Origin of the sequence: Mesorhizobium sp. M0518 (genome assembly GCF_040321125.1) — a bacterium.
GTDB lineage: Bacteria > Pseudomonadota > Alphaproteobacteria > Rhizobiales > Rhizobiaceae > Mesorhizobium.
The window spans coordinates 113,997-135,505 of the sequence record NZ_JAMYQY010000011.1 but is presented as its reverse complement, the minus strand read 5'-3'; the positions used below and the strand labels follow the sequence as shown (position 1 = coordinate 135,505).

General features: G+C 63.8%; 20 protein-coding genes. 9 read left to right on the top strand and 11 right to left on the bottom strand.

Features of this window, described 5'->3' with window-relative positions:
• Positions 1 to 28: 28 nt before the first annotated feature.
• From NKI66_RS17850 to uxuA, 7 genes are all read right to left on the bottom strand, one after another.
• Positions 29 to 1,243 (bottom strand): GNAT family N-acetyltransferase, encoded by a 1,215-nt coding sequence (locus NKI66_RS17850; protein WP_352752428.1) that lies wholly within the window; start codon positions 1,241 to 1,243, stop codon positions 29 to 31.
• A complete protein-coding gene (locus NKI66_RS17845) occupies positions 1,240 to 2,517 on the bottom strand; it encodes an acyl-CoA dehydrogenase family protein (protein ID WP_352752426.1) in 1,278 nt (425 codons plus the stop codon). Before NKI66_RS17845 ends, NKI66_RS17850 begins: the two co-directional genes overlap by 4 nt.
• Before the next feature lie 50 nt (positions 2,518 to 2,567).
• Positions 2,568 to 3,713 (bottom strand): LLM class flavin-dependent oxidoreductase, encoded by a 1,146-nt coding sequence (locus NKI66_RS17840; RefSeq protein ID WP_352752424.1) that lies wholly within the window; start codon positions 3,711 to 3,713, stop codon positions 2,568 to 2,570.
• Positions 3,710 to 5,134, bottom strand: a complete 1,425-nt coding sequence (locus tag NKI66_RS17835) for an LLM class flavin-dependent oxidoreductase (RefSeq protein WP_352752422.1) — start codon at positions 5,132 to 5,134, stop codon at positions 3,710 to 3,712. The genes NKI66_RS17840 and NKI66_RS17835 overlap by 4 nt, the downstream gene beginning before the upstream one ends.
• Positions 5,135 to 5,142: 8 nt before the next feature.
• A complete protein-coding gene (locus NKI66_RS17830) occupies positions 5,143 to 6,381 on the bottom strand; it encodes an acyl-CoA dehydrogenase family protein (protein ID WP_352554984.1) in 1,239 nt (412 codons plus the stop codon).
• A complete protein-coding gene (locus tag NKI66_RS17825) occupies positions 6,378 to 7,787 on the bottom strand; it encodes an LLM class flavin-dependent oxidoreductase (protein WP_352752420.1) in 1,410 nt (469 codons plus the stop codon). Before NKI66_RS17825 ends, NKI66_RS17830 begins: the two co-directional genes overlap by 4 nt.
• A gap of 341 nt (positions 7,788 to 8,128) precedes the next feature.
• Positions 8,129 to 9,313, bottom strand: a complete 1,185-nt coding sequence (uxuA, locus tag NKI66_RS17820) for a mannonate dehydratase (RefSeq protein WP_352609984.1) — start codon at positions 9,311 to 9,313, stop codon at positions 8,129 to 8,131.
• A gap of 98 nt (positions 9,314 to 9,411) precedes the next feature.
• Here uxuA and NKI66_RS17815 point away from each other — a divergent pair, with 98 nt between their 5' ends.
• The 6 genes from NKI66_RS17815 (at position 9,412) to NKI66_RS17790 (ending at position 15,733) form a co-directional block, all read left to right on the top strand.
• A complete protein-coding gene (locus tag NKI66_RS17815; protein WP_352752418.1) occupies positions 9,412 to 10,197 on the top strand; it encodes an SDR family NAD(P)-dependent oxidoreductase in 786 nt (261 codons plus the stop codon).
• A 222-nt stretch (positions 10,198 to 10,419) separates the two neighbouring features.
• Positions 10,420 to 11,772 carry an ABC transporter substrate-binding protein gene (locus NKI66_RS17810; RefSeq protein WP_352752416.1) on the top strand — a complete coding sequence of 451 codons (1,353 nt, stop codon included), beginning with the start codon at positions 10,420 to 10,422 and terminating at the stop codon, positions 11,770 to 11,772.
• Between the two features lie 110 nt (positions 11,773 to 11,882).
• On the top strand, positions 11,883 to 12,821 hold the full coding sequence (locus NKI66_RS17805; protein WP_352440739.1) for a sugar phosphate isomerase/epimerase family protein: 939 nt from the start codon (positions 11,883 to 11,885) through the stop codon (positions 12,819 to 12,821).
• Positions 12,818 to 13,753 (top strand): carbohydrate ABC transporter permease, encoded by a 936-nt coding sequence (locus NKI66_RS17800; RefSeq protein ID WP_352440740.1) that lies wholly within the window; start codon positions 12,818 to 12,820, stop codon positions 13,751 to 13,753. The genes NKI66_RS17805 and NKI66_RS17800 overlap by 4 nt, the downstream gene beginning before the upstream one ends.
• Positions 13,753 to 14,661 (top strand): carbohydrate ABC transporter permease, encoded by a 909-nt coding sequence (locus NKI66_RS17795; RefSeq protein ID WP_352440741.1) that lies wholly within the window; start codon positions 13,753 to 13,755, stop codon positions 14,659 to 14,661. The genes NKI66_RS17800 and NKI66_RS17795 overlap by 1 nt, the downstream gene beginning before the upstream one ends.
• Position 14,662: 1 nt before the next feature.
• Positions 14,663 to 15,733: a Gfo/Idh/MocA family oxidoreductase gene (locus NKI66_RS17790; protein WP_352722383.1), complete on the top strand. Its 1,071-nt coding sequence runs from the start codon at positions 14,663 to 14,665 to the stop codon at positions 15,731 to 15,733.
• Here the strand turns inward: NKI66_RS17790 and NKI66_RS17785 are convergent.
• Both NKI66_RS17785 and NKI66_RS17780 read right to left on the bottom strand, forming a co-directional pair.
• Positions 15,730 to 16,536 carry an SDR family NAD(P)-dependent oxidoreductase gene (locus NKI66_RS17785; protein ID WP_352752414.1) on the bottom strand — a complete coding sequence of 269 codons (807 nt, stop codon included), beginning with the start codon at positions 16,534 to 16,536 and terminating at the stop codon, positions 15,730 to 15,732. The two genes, NKI66_RS17790 and NKI66_RS17785, sit on opposite strands and share 4 nt — an antisense overlap.
• Entirely contained in the window at positions 16,533 to 17,387 is an 855-nt protein-coding gene (locus NKI66_RS17780) for an NAD-dependent epimerase/dehydratase family protein (RefSeq protein WP_023809098.1), read from the bottom strand. The genes NKI66_RS17785 and NKI66_RS17780 overlap by 4 nt, the downstream gene beginning before the upstream one ends.
• Before the next feature lie 232 nt (positions 17,388 to 17,619).
• On the opposite strand from NKI66_RS17780, the gene NKI66_RS17775 reads away from it, so the two are divergent.
• Genes NKI66_RS17775 through NKI66_RS17765 form a run of 3 tightly spaced genes read left to right on the top strand, consistent with a single transcriptional unit; the run spans position 17,620 to position 20,103 of the window.
• Complete coding sequence (locus tag NKI66_RS17775; RefSeq protein ID WP_352675901.1) at positions 17,620 to 18,264, top strand: cysteine hydrolase family protein; 645 nt, start codon at positions 17,620 to 17,622, stop codon at positions 18,262 to 18,264.
• A gap of 49 nt (positions 18,265 to 18,313) precedes the next feature.
• A complete protein-coding gene (locus NKI66_RS17770) occupies positions 18,314 to 18,865 on the top strand; it encodes a MarR family winged helix-turn-helix transcriptional regulator (RefSeq protein WP_023809100.1) in 552 nt (183 codons plus the stop codon).
• A 44-nt stretch (positions 18,866 to 18,909) separates the two neighbouring features.
• Positions 18,910 to 20,103 carry an amidohydrolase family protein gene (locus NKI66_RS17765; protein WP_352752412.1) on the top strand — a complete coding sequence of 398 codons (1,194 nt, stop codon included), beginning with the start codon at positions 18,910 to 18,912 and terminating at the stop codon, positions 20,101 to 20,103.
• Positions 20,104 to 20,106: 3 nt separating this feature from the next.
• Here NKI66_RS17765 and NKI66_RS17760 read toward each other — a convergent pair whose 3' ends face one another.
• Positions 20,107 to 20,691: an amino acid synthesis family protein gene (locus NKI66_RS17760; protein ID WP_023809102.1), complete on the bottom strand. Its 585-nt coding sequence runs from the start codon at positions 20,689 to 20,691 to the stop codon at positions 20,107 to 20,109.
• Positions 20,688 to 21,272, bottom strand: a complete 585-nt coding sequence (locus tag NKI66_RS17755) for an amino acid synthesis family protein (RefSeq protein WP_352461270.1) — start codon at positions 21,270 to 21,272, stop codon at positions 20,688 to 20,690. Before NKI66_RS17755 ends, NKI66_RS17760 begins: the two co-directional genes overlap by 4 nt.
• Between the last annotated feature and the right edge of the window lie 237 nt (positions 21,273 to 21,509).

Here is a 21,509-nt window from a genome sequence, read left to right as displayed (position 1 = left end):
AAAATACATTTTATATTAGCTCCGCCTGTCAAAACATTGTTCCGGAATGAGGCAAGGCCGGCGCCGTGAACAGCGTGTCGAGCGTTTCGACCGCAGCCCGGTCGAAGTCGCCGAGGCGCCCCGTCTGCGCGAGCTGCCACCACTTCACGCCGCCGAGATAGGCCGCCGAAACCGCGGCCACGTCCGTCACCACGGCGGCGGACAGATTGGTGCGCTCGGCTCCTTCTGGCGAGAGGCGCAGCCTGGTCGCGTTCTCGGGCAGGATGGCATCGGAGACTTCCAGCACGACGCTGCCCTGCCCGGCATAGGACCGGGCTGTTAGAGCCTTTTCAGCGTCCAGGAGCCGCAGCCATGTTTCGTCGCGCGCCGCCGAAACGCGAACGCTTCGAAAATCCTCGAACAGCCACGGCAGCAGATCGTCCGCGGGGCGGCTCCAGAAGACGATGCGGTGAGGCAGATCGACAGCCAGCAGATGCGCGACCAGCGCGACATAGGCGTCCGGACTGTAGGCCACGATATCATCGACCACGATGGTGCGTTCCGAGCTGGTGAACCAGCTGTCGAGACCGACGGGATGATAGCGCACGAACCCGGTTTCAGAGCCCTCCTCGCCGTGAACAGCGACATAGGACGGCGTGCCGCCTTGCGCCTGGCGCAACGCTTGAAAATCCCACCAGTATGGCGAGCGCGCGATGACGCCCGCGCGCGGAGCTGGCTGGCCTGCGTAGATGCGCGCCTGTGTCGCCCAGGCATCGTCGATGTTGATGAGGCGGATCTTGTCCGTCGACACTTTTCGCCTGAGGCGCGCACGTTGTTTGTCGACCTCGAAACTGACCGAAGTATTGGCGATCGCATAACCGAAATTGCTGTAAATGCGCGCATCGGAGGCCCGAAGGGTGGCCGCTGCCTCGCCCTGTTCGCGCGCGGCGCGAAGCTGCGCCTTGAACAGCGCCGTGGCGGCGCCACGCCGCGTATGGGTGGGCAGCACGCCGACATGGGTGACGGCGGCCTGCGGCAACCAGGCGCCGCCGGGAACCACGATCCGTCCCGAGTAGGAGTCGGTGGTGCCGACAAGCGCCTCACCGTCAAAGGCGCCCCAGGTGCGATCCGGCTCGAACAGCTTTTCGAGGAAGTCGTCGTCGATCGGACCGAGAGGCGGCAGGCCGACCATGGCCGTGCGGAAGGTGCGCGCGGCCTGCGCGAGCTCGGCTTTCCCGGTCAGCAGACGCACGTCCGATATCATGACGCTTTCCGCGTCAGCACGGCTTCCGGCCCATGCTCTTCCGGCTTGTGGGCCTCCGGCTGCGGCGGCTGACTGTAGCTGCGTGGCCTGGGCAGCGTTTCGGCCAGCAGATATGTGCCGACCTCGCGCGCCCGGTAGGAGACCGGATCGTGGACGGTATGGGTGCGCGCGTTGCGCCAATAGATGTCGAGGCCATATTTGTTGGCCGTCGAGCGCGCGCCCGTCGCTTCGAAGATGCGCGCCGTCACGTCGAGCACGACGTCGTTGGCGACGATCTTGCCCTGGTCGATGATCGTTGCGAGTTCGCCCCATTGCTGCGCCGTCACGGACGCTCCGGCATGCAGTGCCGCCTCGTAAAGCGCCGCGGCCTTGTCGGCGATTGCTATGCCCGCCGCAATGCCGGCGGATAGCCGGCCGAACAGCACCAGATGGTAGGGATCGTCGATCGCCCGTTCCAGCCCGGACTCCGGCCAGGGCCGGCCGAAGCGGCGGACATGATCGGCGGCGGCGGCAAGAGCGCCCTCGGCGATGCCGAGATAGAAATTGATGAAGATGAGCTGGCTGAACAGGACGCGCAGGCCATCGCGCAATTCGACATCGCCCTCATAATCGTCGAGGGCGCTGAGCAGCTCATCCTCGAAGACTTCGACACGGTCGAAAGTGACACTGCCGCTCGCTGTCAGTCTCTGGCCGAGATTGTCCCAGTCGCCGCCGAAGCTGATGCCCTTGCGCGTCGGCGGGATCTGATAGTGAGCGCGTTTGCCGTTGTCCCAGAGGCTGACGGTGATGACCTGGGCCACCGAGGCGCCGGTTGCGAAGGTGCGCCTGCCGTTCAGGAATCGGCGGTCGCCGACATGCTCGATCTCGTTCCACTGGTCGCGCGGGTTGCTGACGCCGCCCTGGAACCAGCCTTGTGCGCCGACGCCACGCGCCGTCTTTTCCCACTGCTCGGCCGTGCCGAGAATGTAGGTCCAGACACCGTTGGAATAATGATAGGCGATCAACTGCCCGATCGAGCCGTCGGCGGCGGCGATGATGCGGCTGATCTTAAGCGCCTGGACGAGGTTTGCGCCGGCGCCGCCGAATTCGCGTGGCGCAGCCAGGCCAAGCAAGCCGCTGTCGCGCAGCAGCGCCAGTTCTTCCACCGGGTCCTTGTTTGCCCGGTCGCGTTCGAGCGCCGTTGCCGCGAGTTGCCGCGCCACGTCGCGGGCCTTCTCGGCCCAGGTCTCGAATTCGGCGTCGCTGAGGCCCGGATAGATCTGAATGTCCGACATTGTCTTCTCGTCATGCTCCATTGTCGCGACCACCAAAGGCCGCACATGTTTCAGGCTGCGAGCAGCCCCTTCGATTTCAAGACCGCCAGCGCGCCTTCGGCGAAATGATAGGCTTCCTCGACATGCGGCTGGCCCGACAGGATGAAGTGGTCGAAACCGACGGCGTGGTACTCCTCGATGAGCGACGCCACCTGCTCGTGGCTGCCGACGATCGCGGTGCCGGCGCCGCCGCGAACCAGGCCGTAGCCGGCCCACAGATGCGGCGATATTTCGAGATCGCGCACGCTGCGCGCGGTGAGCGCCGCGGTGCCGCTGTCGCTATGCAACGCGTTCATCCGGCGCTGGCCGGCCGATTCCGTGCGCGCCAGGATTGCCTGCGCCTGCGCGATCCGCTCCGGCGTCAGTCTCTCCAGCAGCCTCTCGGCCTCCTCCCAGGCCTGCGCCTCGGTATCGCGACTGATGACATGCAGGCGTATGCCGAAGCTTAGTTTGCGGCCCTGCGCGGCGGCGAGTTCCCGCACATGGCCTATCCGGGCAGCCTCGGTTGCCGGGCTCTCGCCCCAGACCAGATAGGTGTCGACATGGCTCGCGGCGACCGCTTGCGCAGCACCACTTGCGCCACCGAAGAAGATATCGGGAAGCGGCCATTTGCCGAAATCGATCTGGGCGCCTTCAATGTCATAGTGCTTTCCCCTGAAATCGAAGCGCCGGCCCGAACCGGCTGGCAGGACCACGCCGCGCAGGATCTCGAGGAACTCTCCCGTGCGTTCATAGCGCTGGTCGTGGCCGAGATGATCGCCGAAGCGTTTCTGCTCCAGCGGATCGCCTCCGGTGACGACGTTGAGCAGCAGCCGCCCACCCGATATGCGCTGGAAGGTCGCCGCCTGGTGGGCGACCAGCGTCGGCGAGATCAGGCCGGGACGGAAGGCGACAAGGAACTTCAACCGCGTGGTGACCTGCGCCAGTGCTGCCGTGACTATCCAGGCATCCTCGCACCAGGTTCCGGTCGGCGTCAGCACAGCTTCGAAGCCCAACGTCTCCGCGGTCTTGGCGACCAGCGAGAGATAATCGAGGCTCGCTTCCCGAAACCGCGATCGTGACGGGCCGTTGCCGAGATGGGAATCATCGCCAGAGCCGACGATTTCCCGGCTGTCGCCGTTGGTCGGCAGATACCAGTGGAGATGGATGCCGCTCACTCGGCCGCCTCGACGATGGTACCCCAGTTCGAGCGGTCGCGTGCGGCTGTTCCCGGATGGTCGTCGCGCAGCAGCCGCTGGCCCGCTCCCTGGAAGCGCTCGCGGATCGTGGTGCCGGGCGCGCCACGTTCCCGGATGCGACCCCGCCGCCGCAGCTCCGGGACGACGAATTCGATGAAGTCCTCGAACGTGCCCGGACTGACGACATAGGCCAGGTTGAAGCCGTCGACGCCGGATTCATCGGCGATGCGTTCGAGCTCGTCGGCGATCCTCTGCGGTGAGCCGACCAGCTTGGGATGGATGCCGCCGAGCCCGATATACTCGGCGATCCCGGCCACGGTCCAGCGCCGGTCGGCATCGATCCGCGTCAGATTGGCAAGGGCTGAACGGCCGGCATTTGTCTCGATATATTCGAGCGGGTGGTCGAGTGGGTATTGCGACCAGTCGACGCCGGTCCATGCCGAAAACAGCGCCAGGGCCGCTTCGACACTGGTGTAGGATAGATAGTCCTTGTGCTTGGCCTCGGCCTCTTCGTCCGTGGCTCCGGTAATGACGGTGACCGCGGTGATAAACTTTATCGCATCCGGCGCCCGTCCGAGTTCGACGGCGCGGGCACGGATCGCCTCGACCGAGCGGCGGATGGAGGCCGTGCTGGTGCCGCCGAGGAACACCACCTCGCCGTTGCGAGCAGCGAATTCGCGCCCGCGCGGCGAGGTTCCCGCCTGGAACAGAAGCGGCGTGCGCTGCGGACTGGGCTGCGCGAGATGCGCGCCGGGCACGGAGAAATATTTGCCGTGATGGCCGATCGGATGGACTTTGGAAGGGTCGGTGTAGAGCCCCTTCTCGCGATCGTGCACGACCGCCCCGTCCTCCCAGGATCCCTCCCAGAGCTTGTAGGTGACATCCAGGAATTCCTGCGCCAGATCGTAACGCTCGTCATGGTCGATCTGGCGCTCCAGGCCGAGATTCTTCGCCGCCGATTCCAGAACCGAGGTGACGACGTTCCAGGCAATGCGGCCCTTGGTCAGATGATCCAGCGTGGTGAACTTGCGGGCCAGGAGATAGGGCTGCTCGTAAGTGGTCGACACGGTGATGCCGAAGCCGAGATGCCTGGTGGCGGCGGCCATTGCCGAGACCAGCAGCAGCGGGTCGTTGACCGGCGACTGGGCTGCGGTGCGCAGCGACGCATCCGGTGTCCCCCGGAAGACATCGAGGTGGCCAAGCGCATCAGCGAGGAACAGCGCGTCGAAGCCGCCGTCGTTGAGCAGCTTGGCCAGCGAGGTCCAGTATTCGAGGCTGGTGTAGGTGTTGGCGCGGTCGCTCGGATGACGCCAGAGGCCCGCCGACACGTGACCGACCACGGTCATACCGAAGCCGTTGAGGATGAGAGGCTTGACCGCCTTATGGGTGGAACTTGCCATGCTTCGGCTCACGAATAGTAGGTTGGCGGCGGCACACGGCCGTTAAGCGCGAAGTCACCGACTTCCAGCACCTTGTAGTGGACGGGATCATGCAGGCTGTGGGTGCGGACGTTGCGCCAGTAGCGGTCGAAGCCGAACGAGCGCGCCGTCGAGCGGGCGCCGGTGAGCTCGAATATCCGCGACGTCACTTCTAGGGCGACCTCGGTCGAATGCACCTTCGACTGGTAGGCGATTGCCGCGGCATGGCCACGCTCTTCCGCGGTGAGATCCCTGCCTCGCTCGAAGGCGCGCTGCACGGCCTCGCCGGCGGCGTCCGCGAGCGCCTGCGCGGACGCCAGCGCGATCGAAAGCCGGCCGAAGCGCTCGACAACCAGCGTGTCCTCGGAGGCTTTCTTTGCCGGCGAGGACAGCCATGGCCTGCCGCGTTGGGTGATGTAATCCCTGGCGTCTTCCAGGGCGGCAAGGGCGGTGCCGAGATAAAGTTCGCCGAAGGCTGCATGAACGATCGGCACATGCAGCGTGGCATGCGGCGGATGAACCGTATCATCAGGCCAATGCCCGACCAGATCGTCGGCGGATGCGGCGACATTTTCGAGCGCCGCACTGCCGCTCACCGTCAGCCTCTGGCCGATATTGTCCCAGTCATTGCCGAAGCTGAGGCCTGACGTGGGGTTGGCGACGATGAACTGGCCGATATGACCGCTGGCATCGGTGCCGGCGATCCGCGTGCTCCCGGCAAAGCGCACCCAGACCTGCAGCGTGTCGGCCACCTGCGCACCACTGGTGAAAGGCTTGGCGCCGTTGAGCACGAAACCGCCGTCCACCTGCCTCGCCTCGACAAGCGGCTCATAGGCGGCCTGCGCGATGCCGGCATGAAACCAGCCCTTGGAGAGAAAGCCTTGAAGCCGTCTTTCGATCAGGGACTTGTTGTCGCCGTCCAATCCGATTGCCGTGCCGAAGAGATGGTAGATGACGATCTGGGCTATCGATGTATCGCCCCTGGCCAGGATGCGGACGATCCTGAGCACTTCGGCCGGCGTCGCGCCACCGCCGCCAAATCGCTTGGGAATATAGATCGTCAGCAGGCCGGCCAGACGCAAAAGGTCTATCTCGGCATGCGGGGCGGCCCCGGCCAGATCGCGCGCTGCAGCTGTTCGCTTGAGTTCGCGCACGACCTCCTCGGCCTTCTCGGCCCAGCCTTGGAAATCGCTGCGCTGTTCATGCTGAACGGTGGCGTGGATGGTCATGATGCCAAAGCCTCCGGCTGACGGCCCTGCGAGAAAGCGTGTTGCGCCGCCGGATGATCGGCGGGCACCCGGTTGTCACGCCCGAAGAGCCTGGACCGCAGCGAGGGACCGACATCCTCGCGAATTCGTCCGCGCTTCCGCAGCTCGGGAACGACGTGGGCGGAGAAATCGATGAAGCTGCCGGGGCTGACCACATGCGTCAAATTGACGCCGTCGGTGTCGGTGGCTTCCAGCCATTGCTCGAGCTCGTCGGCAACGGTCTTGGGGCCGCCGACAAAGGACTTGCCGCGCCCGAAACCGCCCTCCGGCGAGAACGCCTGGCGCAAGGTCCACTGGCGGCCCGACGACGGGTCATCGAACATGCGCAGCAGGGAACGGTTGGAATCGGTTTCGGTGTAGCGGATAGGCTGGTCGAGATCGTGCCTGGAAAAATCGATGCCGGTCGTTGCCGAATAATGCACCAGCGCGCCTTCGACATCGTAGTGCGACCTGTAGTCAGCGAGCTTGGCGGCCGCGGCGGCGTCGGTTTCATCCGTGATCACCGAGACCGCGGATATGAACTTGATGCTGCCTGGAGCCCTGCCTTCATCGCGGGCAAGCCGCTTCACCTCAGCGACATTGCGGCGGATGCCATCGACATCGGCACCGGCGACAAAGACCACCTCCGCGTGACGAGCGGCAAAGCACTGGCCGCGCGGCGAACCGCCCGCCTGGAACAGCACCGGCACCCTCTGCGGACTGGGCTCCGAGAGATGCGGACCCGGAACGTTGAAGTAGCGACCGGAATGACCGATCGGATGGACCTTTTCCGGATCCGTATAGAGACCGTCCGGGTTGGCGGCGCTGCCGCGATCACGCACCAGGGCACCGTCTTCCCAGGAACCCTGCCAGAGCTTGTAGGCGACATCCATGAACTCGTCGGCGATCTCGTAGCGCTCGTCATGCGCCACCTGCCTGTCGAGACCGAGATTGCGCGCCGCGCTGTCGAGCTGCGAGGTGACGACGTTCCAGGCGATCCGCCCCTTGGTGAGATGATCGAGCGTGGTGAATTTGCGCGCCAGCAGATATGGCTTTTCGTAGGTCGTCGAAACGGTGACGCCGAAACCCAGCCGGCTTGTAGCGCCGGCAAGCGCTGAGACCAGCAACAGCGGATCGTTGACGGGGGACTGCACGCCCTTTGCCAGCGAGGCGTCGTATCCACCGCCATAGACGTCGAGAAGGCCCAGCGCGTCGGCGATGAACAAGCAATCGAAGCCGCCCTCCTCCAGTGCTTTGGCAAGCTCGATCCAGTAGTCGAGCTCGGCATGTCGATAGGCCTGGTCGGCCGGATGACGCCAAAGGCCGTAGGCGACATGGGAGACGGCATTCATGGTGAAGCCATTGAGAATAATAGGAGATTTTGCCATATGACAACCCAGACAAACGCGCTCAGCACGGGATCGATCTTTTTCTATGGATTTAGTGTAATTCAAAGCATCGCGCGTGGAGATTTTTCCTAAAGATCGCGGTGTTTGTGACAATCCATTACTGGATGGTGTCGAAGCGGCCAGTGTCGAGCCGCATCACCAAGTTTGTCGTCAAGCCATGCGGACAATCCATGCCCAGCTTCGCCGAACTGCGGCAGCGCATGGCTGCCCTGGCGCGATGCGGCCCAGGGCGTTTCTCATCAATGTGGCATATAAGCACCGCGGGAGTGCAAAAACGGCGCGATAGTTTCAGATCCTGCCAGCCGAATTGAGGGAACCACTCAAGCCAGTTCGAACCGCTCGATGGCGCGCATGATGCCACGCAGCTCGGCGAGGCCTTTCAGCCGGCCGATCAGCGAATAGCCGGGATTGATCCTGGTCTTGCCGATATCGTCGGCGAGCAGATGGCCATGGTCGGGCCGCATCGGAATACGCCAGTCGGCACGGCCCTCCCGGCGGCGGCGCGCCTCTTCCTGCATCAGAGCCAGGATCACATGCGCCATGTCGGTGCCGCCCTCGAGATGCTCGGCCTCGTGGAACGAGCCGTCATCCTCGATGGTGATGTTGCGCAGATGGACGAAATGGATGCGGTCCGCGAACTCCTTGACCATGGCGACGATGTCGTTGTCGGCGCGTGTCCCATAGGAGCCAGTGCAGAACGTCAGGCCGTTGGCGGGGCTGTCGACGGCGTTGAGGATGAAACGCGCATCCTCGGCGGTCGAAACGATGCGGGGCAGGCCGTAGAGCGAGAAGGGCGGGTCGTCGGGATGGATGCACATGCGCACCCCCTCCTCTTCGGCCACCGGAATGATCTCGCGCAGGAACCAGGCAAGGTTGTCGCGCAGCTCCTTTGGTCCGATCGCGTCGTATTCCGCCAGGGCCTCGCGAAAACTGTCCCTGTTATAACTGCGCTCGGTTGCCGGCAGGCCGGCGATCAGGTTGCGCTCGATCCTGTCGATAGCTTCGCTGCTCAATTCCTTCAGCCGCGCTTCCGCCTCGGCGATGCGGGCGGGGGTATAGCCGGCCTCGGCATTGACGCGCTTCAGCACGAACAAATCGTAGGCCGCGAAATCGATGGCATCGAAACGCAGTGCATAACCGGTCGTGGGAAGCCGATAGGCGAGATCCGTGCGCGTCCAGTCGACCACCGGCATGAAATTATAGCAGACCGTCGCAATGCCGGCCTTGGCGAGCGCGCGGATCGAGTCGCGATAGTAGCCGGCGTAGCGCTCGCGTTCCGGCGTGCCGATCTTGAAGGAATTGTGGACCGGAATGCTCTCGACCACCGACCATGTCAGGCCGGCGGCCTCGATGACACGCTTGCGCTCCAGAATGCTCTCGAGGGGCCAGGCGCGCCCGTCATAGATATCGTGCAAGGCGCTCACCACGCCGGTCGCACCGGCCTGCCTGACATGATCGAGCGTTACCGGGTCGTTCGGTCCATACCAGCGCCAGCACTGTTCCATTGCCGCTTCCTTCTGCGAGAGAACGGCAACCTATTGTTGGACCACAATGGGTGTCAAACTAGGAACGGTTTCAGACACCGAATGAAGGAGTTTTCCCAATGAAGGATTTCGACGGCAAGGTTGCCTTGGTGACGGGGACGACCGGGATTGGCCTCGCAACCGCCAGACGCCTTGCGGCTGGAGGCGCTGCGATCGTCGCCTGCGGCATCGATCGCGCGGCCAACGCGGCGCTGGAAGCGGAACTGGAGAACTCCGGAGCCGGGGCGCTGGTCATAAGCGCCGACGTCTCCGTACCGGAGCAGGTTCGCGACGCCGTCGCGGCCGGCGTCGAGCGGTTCGGCGGCCTCGATATCATCGTCAATTCGGCGGCGGTGCATCCATACGGAACCGCCGTCAGCACCGATTTCGAGACCTGGAACAAGGCGATGTCGGTCAATGTCGGGTCGATCTATCTGACCGCGCATTTCGGCATCCCGGAAATGGTCCGCAGGGGCGGCGGCGCCATCGTCAACGTCGCTTCGGTGCAGGGCTTTGCTTGCCAGCAAAACGTCGCCGCCTATGCCACGACCAAGGGCGCCATCCACACGCTGACGCGCGCCCTGGCCCTCGACCACGCGCGCTCCGGCATCCGCGTCAATTCCGTCAGCCCCGGCTCGATCCGCACTCCGATCCTGGAAAAGGCTGCGCGTGGCGACAATGGCAGCGATGCCGATGTAGAGGCCGCCTACAAGCGCTTCGGCGAAGCGCATCCCATCGGGCGCATCGGCGAGCCGGAGGAGGTGGCGGAACTCATCGCTTTCCTGTGTTCGTCGAAGGCCGGCTTCTGCACCGGCGCGGACTACAGGATTGATGGCGGCCTGACCGCCGGCATCGGCGTGAAGTAGATCATAAGGATCGGGGCTTGGCCTTCACCCAGACGCAGTACTGGACGACAGGTTTCAGCAGCCACCGAGCCATTTTCAACCCTGAAAGGCGCCAACGCGATCGATGAAATAATAGGCATTGTTGCCGATTGACAAAAACATCAACAGGCGACCAAGATCATATGACCATCAACGATATTGGTCCCGAGGTTGCCCCTCGGCATTGGCGTAAAGGAGAGCCAGATGCCCCTTCAGCAGAGAGTGACCCATCGTCCGAAACAACGTCCCATCGCCCCCATCCTTGCCTCCGCACTGCTAGGCCTCGGCCTGATCACACTGCCCGGCATCGGCCACGCCGACGGGATCACGCTCAAGATTTTCGGCGGCTCGGCGCTCGACGAACTCGCGCCGCGTCAACCGCCGGACGAACAGAAGAAAATCCAGCAGCAGGTCATCGACGGCTTCCTCAAGGCCAACCCCGACGTCGCCGCGGTCGAGTGGGATGCCCAGGGGCCGCAAACCGATTCCATCCAGCGCGTGATGACCGCAAAACTTGCAAACCAGGAAATGGATCTGATCGCCTGCCCGGCCTTCTACACCAATGGCGCCTATGTCAGGCGAAAACTGGTGATGCCGATTACCGACAAGATCAAGCCGTTCCAGGACAGGATCGACGCCGCCGCACTTGGCGCCTTCACGGTCAACGGCCAAGTCTACGGCGTGCCGATCTCGACGCTGTCGACATCGACGATCTTCTACAATGTCGATCTCTTTCAGAAGCTCGCCATTCCTGTCCCGCCAACCTATGACGACCTGAAGGCAGCCGTGCCGAAGTTCAAGACCGCGGGCGTGATCCCTCTGCTGCATCAGGGCTCTAACACCGTGATGTGGCCGATGTGGTACTTCGAGACCTTTTCGCAGGCCTCGGGCGACCCGGTCGGCAAGACGCAGAAGAACCTCGAGGGCACGGCGAAATTCACCGACGCGCCCGATGTCGAGGGGTTCAAGCTGATCAAGCAATGGGTCGATGATGGCATCCTTTCCAAGGATTCGCTTTCCGTCGACCAGGACGGCATGCGTGCGGCCTTCGCCGCCGGCAAGAGCGCCATGTATTATGGCGGCACCTGGGAAATCCCGTCGCTGCAGTCGAGCGTCAAGGACTTCAAATGGGGCGTCTTCGCCTTTCCGAAAATGGACGGAACGCCGGGCGCGCCTGGCCATGGCGGCGGTGCCGACAACGGCATGTGCGTCGCCTCCTCGATCCCGCCCGAGAAGCTCGATGCCGCGGTCAAGTTCATCGAATATTTGACAAGGCCCGAGGTCGCGACGCTCTACCTCGCGCCGGAACAGCCGATCGCGGCCTCGATCAAGGGCGTGCCGCAGGTCGACGATGCCTATGCCGTCGAACTGCGCAAGCAAGCCTTCCCGAACACGATCAAGTTCCTCGACTGGATCTGGCCCTCGGAGGTCGCGAGCGCCACGTCTTCGGCAATCGCCGGCATCGTCGGTGGCACGACCACGCCCGAAGATGCCGCCGCATCGATCCAGGCCATTTTCGACGACCTCAAGGCCCAGGGCAGTTGGCCGCCCAAATGAGGCCCTGAAGTAGCGCCTGCAAGCGAGCGCACATCCGGTCGGGCTGATGCGCCAGGCAAGAAAAACAGAGGCTGCCTGCTTCGGGCAGCCTCGCCCATCGGAGAGAACACATGACGACACATCGCGCCGAACGGCAGCGCTTCTCGATCGGTTATCATCTGAACAGCTGGGACCTGACCGGCCTTCCGCTACGGCCAGCCATCAAGTTCCTGGCAGACCAGGGCTTCGGCTGGTTCGAGATCCTCGCCTTCACCAGCCTGTCGGACCAATACGCCCGCAAATACATGCAGCTCGGCAACCAGGCGCCGATGGGGGTGACCACCGACACCGACATCTTGCGGCGCTATGCGCTGCTGTCGGAAGGCCAGAGCGAGTATGGCATCAAGCTCTCCTCCTTCTACGTCAATGCGATCTTCACCAACCCCGTCGCCTGGCCCTATGAACGGGATGTGCTCGTCGCGCTGACCAGGATGTTGAAGGGGTTCGGCTCACCGGTGCTGGTTCTCGGCGGCGGTCCATCGGAAGCCGCTGCCGGGGCGCACACGGCCGACGACTACCGCGCCTTTTGCCGGGCGCTCGAGGATATCGGCAGGCGGACAAAGGACCTTGGCATCGAGACGGTCTATCACCCGCACCTCGACACCTTCATCGAGCGCCGCGACCAGCTCGATCGCATGATGGATGAACTGGATACCGATCTGGCCGGCCTGTGCATCGATCCGGCGCATCTTGCGCATACCAATTCCGATCCGGTCGACGCGGTAAAGACCTACATTTCGGCCGTGCGCTACATGCATTTCAAGGACACCAGGGTCGATCCGGCGCTGAAGGGCTATGACCGCTATGGCGCCTTTTGCGAGCTCGGCGCCGGGGTCGTCGATCTCGCCGGCATCGTCGACGTCCTGCTGGATGCAAACTACGATGGGCTCGCCATCATCGAGCTGGATGCGTCCAGGAAAACGGCAGAGCAAAGCACGCTCGAGAGCATCGCCTATGTCAGGGACACGCTCGGGCTGGTGCTGACCCCGCAAGGCGCGAAGGCCGCGTGAGCACGCGACCGCAAAAGGCGGCTCCTGTTTCGAGCCGATCCGGCACCTGGCGTTTCGATGCCGGGGACGGGGCTACGGCCTTCGTCATGATCCTGCCCGCCGCGATCCTCTTCGGTCTTTTCTACCTCTGGCCGTTCGTCAACGGCTTCTGGCTCAGCCTGCACAATTGGGACGGGTTTTCCGACCCGACCTGGGCAGGCTTTTCCAACTACATGCGCCTGGCGCATGATCGCATCTTCCTCGGTGCGCTGCGCAATAATCTGATTTTCGTCGTTGCCGTCGTCGTCCTGAAGAACGTGCTCGGCCTCGGGCTGGCGCTGCTTCTGAACCGGGCGCTGCTCGGCCGCGCCTTCTTTCGCGCCGCCGCCTTCATCCCGGTGACGATGTCCTTCGTCGCCGTCGGCCTGCTCTGGTCCTGGATCTACAATCCCGTCTTCGGCCTGCTCAACAGCGGGCTCGATCTCATTGGCCTCGCCGGGCTGAAACGATCATGGCTCGGCGACGCCGACATCGCGCTCTACTCGATCATCGTCGTCGATGTCTGGAAATGGCTCGGCTTCCATGCCGTCATCTATCTGGCCGGGCTGCAGACGATCCCCTCGGAGCTTTATGAATCGGCGAAGATGGACGGCGCCGGCCCCTTGCAGCGCTTCCGGCACGTCACCGTTCCGATGATGATGCCGATCATCTTCATCAACACCATCCTCGGCCTTTCCGGCGCCTTCGTGCGCAACTTCGACATCGTCTATGTCCTGACCAAGGGTGGTCCGAACCACGCCACCGAAGTGGTGCTCACCTACATGATGAGCAAGGCCTTCCAGGACGGCGCCATGAGCTACGCCGCGGCGATCGGCTATGTGCTGTTCATGATCGTCGGGCTGGCCAGCGTCGGCCTGCTGGCCCTGATGCGGCGGCAAAGGCTCGACGTCTGATGAGAGCAGCCGCCAACCCTCCGCTTCCCCTGGATGATGGCGCCGCCGGCTCTCGCCGTCGCGGGCTCATGCAGCGCCTCGGCATGCGCGGCATCCTCGAACTTGGCGGCATCTATGCCGCGCTCATTCTCGTGCTCTTCGAGACCCTTTATCCGCTGCTTTGGGTGCTGTTCGGTTCGCTCAAGACCAAACAGGAAATGCTCAGCAATGTCTGGGGTCCGCCATCGAGCCTGGTGCTGCAGAACTATGCCGATGCCTGGCGGATCGCCGGCATGGGATCGCGCATCGTCAACAGCATCTTCGTCACCGGCTCGGCATTGATCATCCTGGTGGCCGTCGCGACGCCGTGCGCCTATGCGGTGGCGCGTCTTCGTTTCCCCGGACGCGGTCTTGTGGTCGCAGTCGCAGTTGCGGCCATGCTGGTGCCGCCGCAGGTGATGGCCATTCCGCTGTTCCTGGTGGCGCGCGATCTCGGCCTGATAAACAGCCGGCTCGGCATTGCCTTCATCTATGCCGCGACGTCGCTGCCGCTTTCGGTCTTCATCCTGCGCAGCTTCTTCATCACATTGCCGGCCGACCTCGAAGATGCCGCTCGCATCGATGGCGCCAGCCGGCTCGAGATCCTGATCCACATCATGCTGCCCCTGGTGCGGCCGGGCGTGGCGCTGATCCTCATCTTCGGCTTCATCGAGATCTGGAACGATTTCTTCCTGGCCTTCCTGCTGTTGCGCGACCCTTTAGTGCAGACCATTCCGCTTGGACTGGTCAGCTTCTTCCAGCAATACGACTCGCTCTGGACGCTCTATTTCGCCGCGTTGACGATCACGACACTGCCGGTGATCGTCGTCTTTGTCGCCATGCAACGGCAGTTCATCGCCGGCCTGACAGCCGGCGCCGTGAAGGGTTGACATGCAGGATCGCGTCATTGGCGTTGGCGTCATCGGCTGCGGCGAGATCGCCCAGTTGATGCACTTGCCTTATCTCATGGAATTGCCGGCGTTTCGCATCGCCGCCTTGTGCGACATCTCTTCCGGCACGGTCGACAAGGTGGCGGAACATTATGGCGTCACTGCCAGATATACCGACCATCGCGCGCTGCTTGCCGACCCGAATGTCGATGCGGTCGTGATCTGCACCTACGATCATGGCGAGATGGTCGCCGATGCAATCCGAGCCGGCAAGCACCTGATCGTCGAGAAGCCGCTTGCCTTCACGCCGCAGGAGGCGCGCCCGCTGGTCGAGCAGGCCGAGCGGAGCGGCCTCGTCGCCCTTGTCGGCTACATGAAATTCTATGATCCCGGCTATGAGATCGGGCTGGAGCGCATCGCCGCCATCGGCCGGCCGAAGTCGATCCATGTCCACGATTTCGCGGGCCGCTTCGACCGTTATGGCCAACTCTACACGCAGACCAGGGTCACCGACGTGCCGGCCGATGTGTTAGCGGCGGGACGCGAAACGGTCGCTCGGCGCATCGAGGCGGCGCTCGGTGTGGACCATGCCGGCTATCGCGATCTCTATCTTGTACTGCTCAGCCTCGCCAGCCACGACCTTGCCGTCATGCGCGGCGCTTTCGGCACGCCGGACCGCGTCGTGCATGCACAGCAGACCGGTCCCAACCAGCTGCTGGCCGTGCTCGATTATGGCGGCGTCCCTTGCCTCTTCGACATGGCACTTGCCCAGTATGAATGGTGGGACGAGTGGATCCACGTGCATGGTGAGCGCGACGAGGTGCGGATCGAATTCCAGAACCCCTATTTCCGCAATGCCTCGGCGACCGTCCGGCTGCGCGAAACCACAGGCGAAGCTGCATCCGAACGCGCTCTGCCTGGCGTTCCGGATACGTCGTTCCGCCGCGAATGGCTGCATTTCGCCGATTGCGTCCATGGCGGCGCGAAGCCGCGCACGCCGCTTTCGGGCGGGCTCGCCGATCTCGATCTTGCCGTTCGGATCATCCAGGCAATGCCGCCGAAAAGACTTTAGCGAAATTTCGGAAACGCGCCGCCAGCCGGCGCGTTGGCCCAGCTCTGCAAGGTCTGGCCGCCGTCGATCAGCCAATCCACGCCTGTGACGTGCCTCGCCTCGTCGGAGGCCAGGAAAGCCACGGCGGCCGCGACATCGTCCGGCTGGCCGATGCGGCGCAACGGAATGCGGTCGGCGAAATGCTGGACGCTGCTCTTGAATTCGCCGTCGCCGGAAACCGGTACGCCAAGCGTCGTCTCGATCACGCCGGGGCAGATGGCGTTGACGCGTATGCCGTAAGGCGCGGCATCGAGCGCTGCGACCCGCGTCAGGCCGACCACCCCGTGTTTGGAAGCGACATAGCCGGCACCACCCAAAAGGACGTCCCAACCGGCCATGGACGAGCCCATGTTGACGATCGAGCCACCGGTCCCGGCCTCGATCATCGCCCGAAGCGACGCCTGCAGCACGAGGAAGATGCCGCGCAGATTGATGCGGATGGTCGTATCCCAGTCTTCGACCGGCAGGTCGTGAACGGGAGCGACGACGCCGGAAATTCCGGCATTGTTGAACACCACGTCGAGGCCGCCGAACGCCTCGACGATCGTTGCGACGGCGCGCCGCACATCCGCTTCATCGGTGACGTCAGCCTCGATCGCCAGGGCGTCGTCGCCGAGGGAGCTGGCCAATTGCCGCGCCGCCGCGCCATTGCGGTCGACAATGGCGACCCGCGCGCCTTCGTCAAGGAAACGCCGCACCGCTGCGCTGCCGATCGCGCCGGCGCCGCCGGTGACGAGGACCTTTTTCTGGTCGAACCGTTTCATCCTTCGGTCTCCGGCTTTGGATAGGAACGCCATGAATACTTTGGTTCGAAACCGATCGTTTCGCGCGCATGGACCGTGTCGAGCACGGCGCCGAAGCCGGCGATCGGCCGCGACAGAGCGACATCAGGATAGACCCGGCGCACGAGCGCTTCGGTCTCCTCTTCCATGAATGTGTCGGCGGCGCTCAGGAGGACGCGCAGATGGCCATCGCCTTGCCATTCAAGCGCCCGCAGGAAGCCCTGCCCGGCGTCGCGCGCATCGAGATAGGCCCACAGGTCGCGGGCACTGTCGGCGGTGGCGCGGCGCGGCCCGACGCCCTCGAAAAAAGAACCCGGCGTCTGGATCCACGGCATGCGGATACTGACCGCCGAGAAGGCCCCCCGGCGCACCGCCGCGTCGACGATTTCCTCGCCCAGCCATTTCGACAGGCCGTACGGGTCCTGCGCGCCGACCGGATGGTTCAAGTCGACCGGCAGATAGGGCGGCCGCACAGGTTTCTCGAAAAAGGGATAGCCGAAAACGCTGAAGGACGAGGCATAGACGAAGCGCCTGGCGCCGGCCATGGCAGCTGCCTCGACCACATTGTAGGCGGTCGTGATGTTGGTCTTGAACACCTCGCCGCCGGCCCGGCCGGTCGGCCGCGGAATGGCCGCGACATGCACAACGGCATCGCAATCGCGCACCAGCTGCAGCGTCGATCCCAGATCGGTCAAATCGGCGGTTGCGTGGCGCCATGCGACCTCACCCGGCACCACGGCATCGACACCAAGCACATCGTGGCCGGCCGCAACCAGAGCCTCGGCCACATGGCGGCCAAGCAGGCCGCTGGCTCCGGTGACGATGGTTTTCATATCTCGGCCTCGGCTCCGCAATTAAGCGGCTTGAATATTGTTGATGGTCATACAAATCGAGCGCATGCCTGACAAGCGTTGTCAAGGCCATTTCGCGATGGACAAATAGCGCATACGCTTGTCGGAGCGCGGTGCGCAAGGCCGACCAGCACGCTTTGCGTCGAACGGGATTGACTTGGCATCCGCTAGGGTTTTTTGTATGAGCATCAACGATCGGTCAAAGGAGCTCGCCATGTCCGTGGACAGTTTTTCCTCACATCGGCACGATGACGCGGTGCGCCTCGATCCACGCCGTGCGGCCGTTGTCGTCATCGATATGGTCAATGAGTTCTGCAAGCCCGGCGGGGCCATGGTCCTGCCTGGGTACGAGACGCTGGTCGCGCCGCAACTGGCCGTGATCGAGGCCGCGCGCGCCGCCGGCGTGCCGGTGATCTGGGTCCATGACAGCCACCGGCCGGGCATGCGACGCGAGCGCGAATGGCTGAAGCGCACACCGCATTGCCTGGATGGAAGCTGGGGGCCGGAGATCATCGAGGATCTCGGCGCCCGCGATGACGAGATCCATGTGATCAAGCGGCGCTACTCGGCCTTCTTTCAAACCGACCTCGACCTGACGCTGAAAGACATGCAGACCGATCAGTTGATCATCTTCGGCGTGGTCACCAACATCTGTGTGCGCTCGACCGTCCATGATGCCTTTTTCGAGGGCTATGAGGTGGTGGTGCCAAGCGATTGCTGCGCGGCGACGGGACCACGCGAGCAGGAAAGCTCGCTCTATGACATAGCGACCCATTTCGGCGTGGTCAGCGATTCGGCTGATGTCGTCGCAGCCCTCCGCGACGGGAGGTCGCTTCAACCAGCGGAGGTCGCGGCTTGAGCTTTTTTCAAACCGGCGACATCCAAGACAGCGGCGATAGGAGTCCGGTGTGACGACTGAAAAGAAACCGCAATCCGAAAAAGGCGCGACGCCGAAAACGCCGAGCGGCGATGCACCCCCGAGCCGCGAGCAAGTGCTGCAACAATACGCCGAGACCGGCTATGAATTGGACCGCCACCCGGCGCACGTCATCCGCCGGGCGCATCAGCGCGCGACGTTGCGCTTCCAGCAGGTGATGGCCGGCGAAGACCTTTCGCCAACGCAATTCGCGGCGCTCGCCACGATCCTCAAGCATGGCGAAGTCTCGCAGAACCATCTCGGCCGGCTGACGGCGATGGACCCGTCGACCATCAGCATCGTCATGCGCAAACTGCTCAAACACGGGCTGATCACGCGCAGCGCCTCCGAAACCGACCAACGCCTGACGATGATCGCGCTGACCGGCAAAGGGACCGACTATACGCTGGAGCGGCTCGAACGCAGCGTCGAGGTCGGGCGGCGGTTCCTGTCGCCGCTCTCACCGGCTGAGCAGGCGACGCTGCTTCGCCTGCTCCAGCGCATCAACGACGACGACCCATCGAATGGCGACGGCGGCAAATAAGCCGCGTCCAGTCCTTTTTTCCATAACAGCAAAAGTGAGAACCGATGTCGTCCGACTCCCAGTCGTCTGCCAACACGCTCGTCGTCCGCAATATCGGTCTCATGCTGAGTGGCGATCTCGCACAACCGATCATCGACGCCGACACCATCGTCGTGAGCGATGGACGCATCACCAGCATTGGCAAGGCAGGCGACATTGATGGCGGCAGCGCGGCGACGATCATCGATGCGATGGGCTGTGCGGTCTCGCCGGGTCTTATCGATAACCACGCCCATCCGGTGGCCGGCGACTGGACGCCTCGGCAGAACCAGATCGGCTGGATGGATTCGACTGTGCATGGCGGCGTCACCACCATGATCTCGGCGGGTGAAGTCCACACGCCGGGCCGACCGCGCGACCTTGTCGGGCTGAAGGCGCTGGCGATCGCTGCCCAACGCACCTTCTCCAACTTCCGTCCGAACGGCATGAAGATCCTGGCCGGGGCACCGATCCTGGAACCCGGCCTTACCGAGGAAGACTTCCGCAGTCTCGCCGAGGCCGGCGTGACGCTTGTCGGCGAGGTCGGACTTGGCGGCGTCAAGGACGGGCCGACCGGCCGGCAGATGATCGCCTGGGCGCGCAAATACGGCATGACCTCGATGACCCACACGGGCGGTCCATCCCTGCCCGGCTCCGGCCGCATCGGCGCGGATGTCGTGCTGGAGGTCGACGCCGACATCGTCGCGCACGTCAATGGCGGGCCAACCGCCCTGCCCGACGCGGAAATACGGCAGATCTGCGAGAAGGGCTCGAGGGCGCTTGAAATCGTCCATAACGGCAATTTGCGCACCGGACTGTTCGTGCTCGACCTGGCAAGGCAGCGCGGCGAACTTTCGCGCGTCATCCTCGGCACCGACAGCCCGGCCGGATCCGGCGTGCAGCCGCTTGGCATCCTGCGAACCCTGACCATGCTGGCTTCGCTGGGTGGTATCGCGCCGGAAGTGGCGTTCTGTCTTGCCAGCGGCAACACGGCGCGTGTGCGCGGACTGGATGATCGCGGCATCATCGAGGCCGGTCGCGCCGCCGACCTGATCTTCATGGATCAAGCGATCGGCGGTGCCGGCGACGGGCTGCTCGACAGCGTGGCGCTGGGCAATCTTCCAGGCATTGGAATGGTCGTCATCGACGGCGTGGTGCGGATCGGCCGGAGCAGAAATACGCCTCCGGCGATGCGGGTGCCGGAAGTCCTGGCGGCCTGACGGTCAGCCGACGCCGTCAATCCCGACAATCTTGTCCTTGGTCAGCCCGCCGACGCGCGGGTGCGGCCTGCCGGAATCGGTGACGGCGATAGCGACGACGATCTCGTCGGCCCGCGGTGCGTCGGGAACACGAACCTCCATGCCGTCGAAATGGCTGCGCACCCGCGCCGCATCCTTGTGACCGAGCGGAATATCGAGCGGCACGCCGAGGCCGCCGCGCTTCTTCGATGAAGGAATGAGCGCGGCCCCCTTGCCGAGCACATCGCGGAACGGGGCACCGAGCTTTGGATGAAGGATGGCGGCGGCATGTTCGAGCTCACCGTCGGCGCCGACGGCGGCGGCCTTGCCGAAGCTCTCGACCCGGTCGCCGGCAATGCCCAGAGCAGCGACGGCGCGCTTGGGCAAGATATCTCCCAATGCTTCGCCTATGGCGCTCAGTGCCGACAGGTCCTCGACGTAGGTACCCGCATAGGGGTTGCGGATCACCGCGATGGCTGCGGCACGCCGCGTCGGCGGATCGACGGGCCGCCCGCCTTCGATCCGGGTTTCCTCGACGATGGTGATGATACGGCGGATTTCCGGGTTCATCGCAATCCGTCCTCGCCCTTGATGTCGGGGGCGGCAAGGCCGCCGACCCGTGCATGAACGCGTGCGCCGGTGGTCATCGCCAGGATGACGGCCATTTCGTCGCCGCGCGGCGCATCGGCAATGCCGATCTCGATCGCATCGAAATGGCTGCGCACATAGGAGGCGTTTATGTGCGTGATCGGGATATCGATGCGCGTTCCGGGGCCGCCGACCTTCTTGGTCGAAGGCACGATCGCCTTGGCATTGCCGAGCAGTTCACGCATCGCATAGCCGCCCGGATTATGCCAGAGCGCGCCGTGTTCAAGCTCGCCGGCGGCGCCGACTATGGCACCCTTGCCATAGCCTTCGATGGCCTGGCCGCCTTCACCAATGGCGTCGATCAGGCGCCGAGCCATATCGAGACCGAGCGGCTTCAGGTCTTCCATGAAGCCAGTGATCTCTTCGACATAACGTCCGGCAAAAGGGTTGGCGATGACCGCGACGACCGCGCCCCGCTTGAGCGGGCGTGCCGCGTGGGGTCCGCCCTCATGGAATATCTCTTCGACCTGAACCAGAAATTTCCTGACCACCACAGCCGGCATCGTTCGCTTCCTTCATCCCGTCGTTCATAAAAACTCATTAGAGTATCAACAATTATGCCCATGGACATTTGTCAAGCGCAGACGTCGAGCAAGTGGGCGAAGGGCCAAGAAAACTGCATCGGATGACGATTGACAGCCTGTTAAGCCGCTCCTAAACTCATATGACCATCAACGAACTCGCCGTTGTCCCGGCGGACACGTGGGGATGGTCAAAGCGTGGCTTCAAAAGCTGAAAAA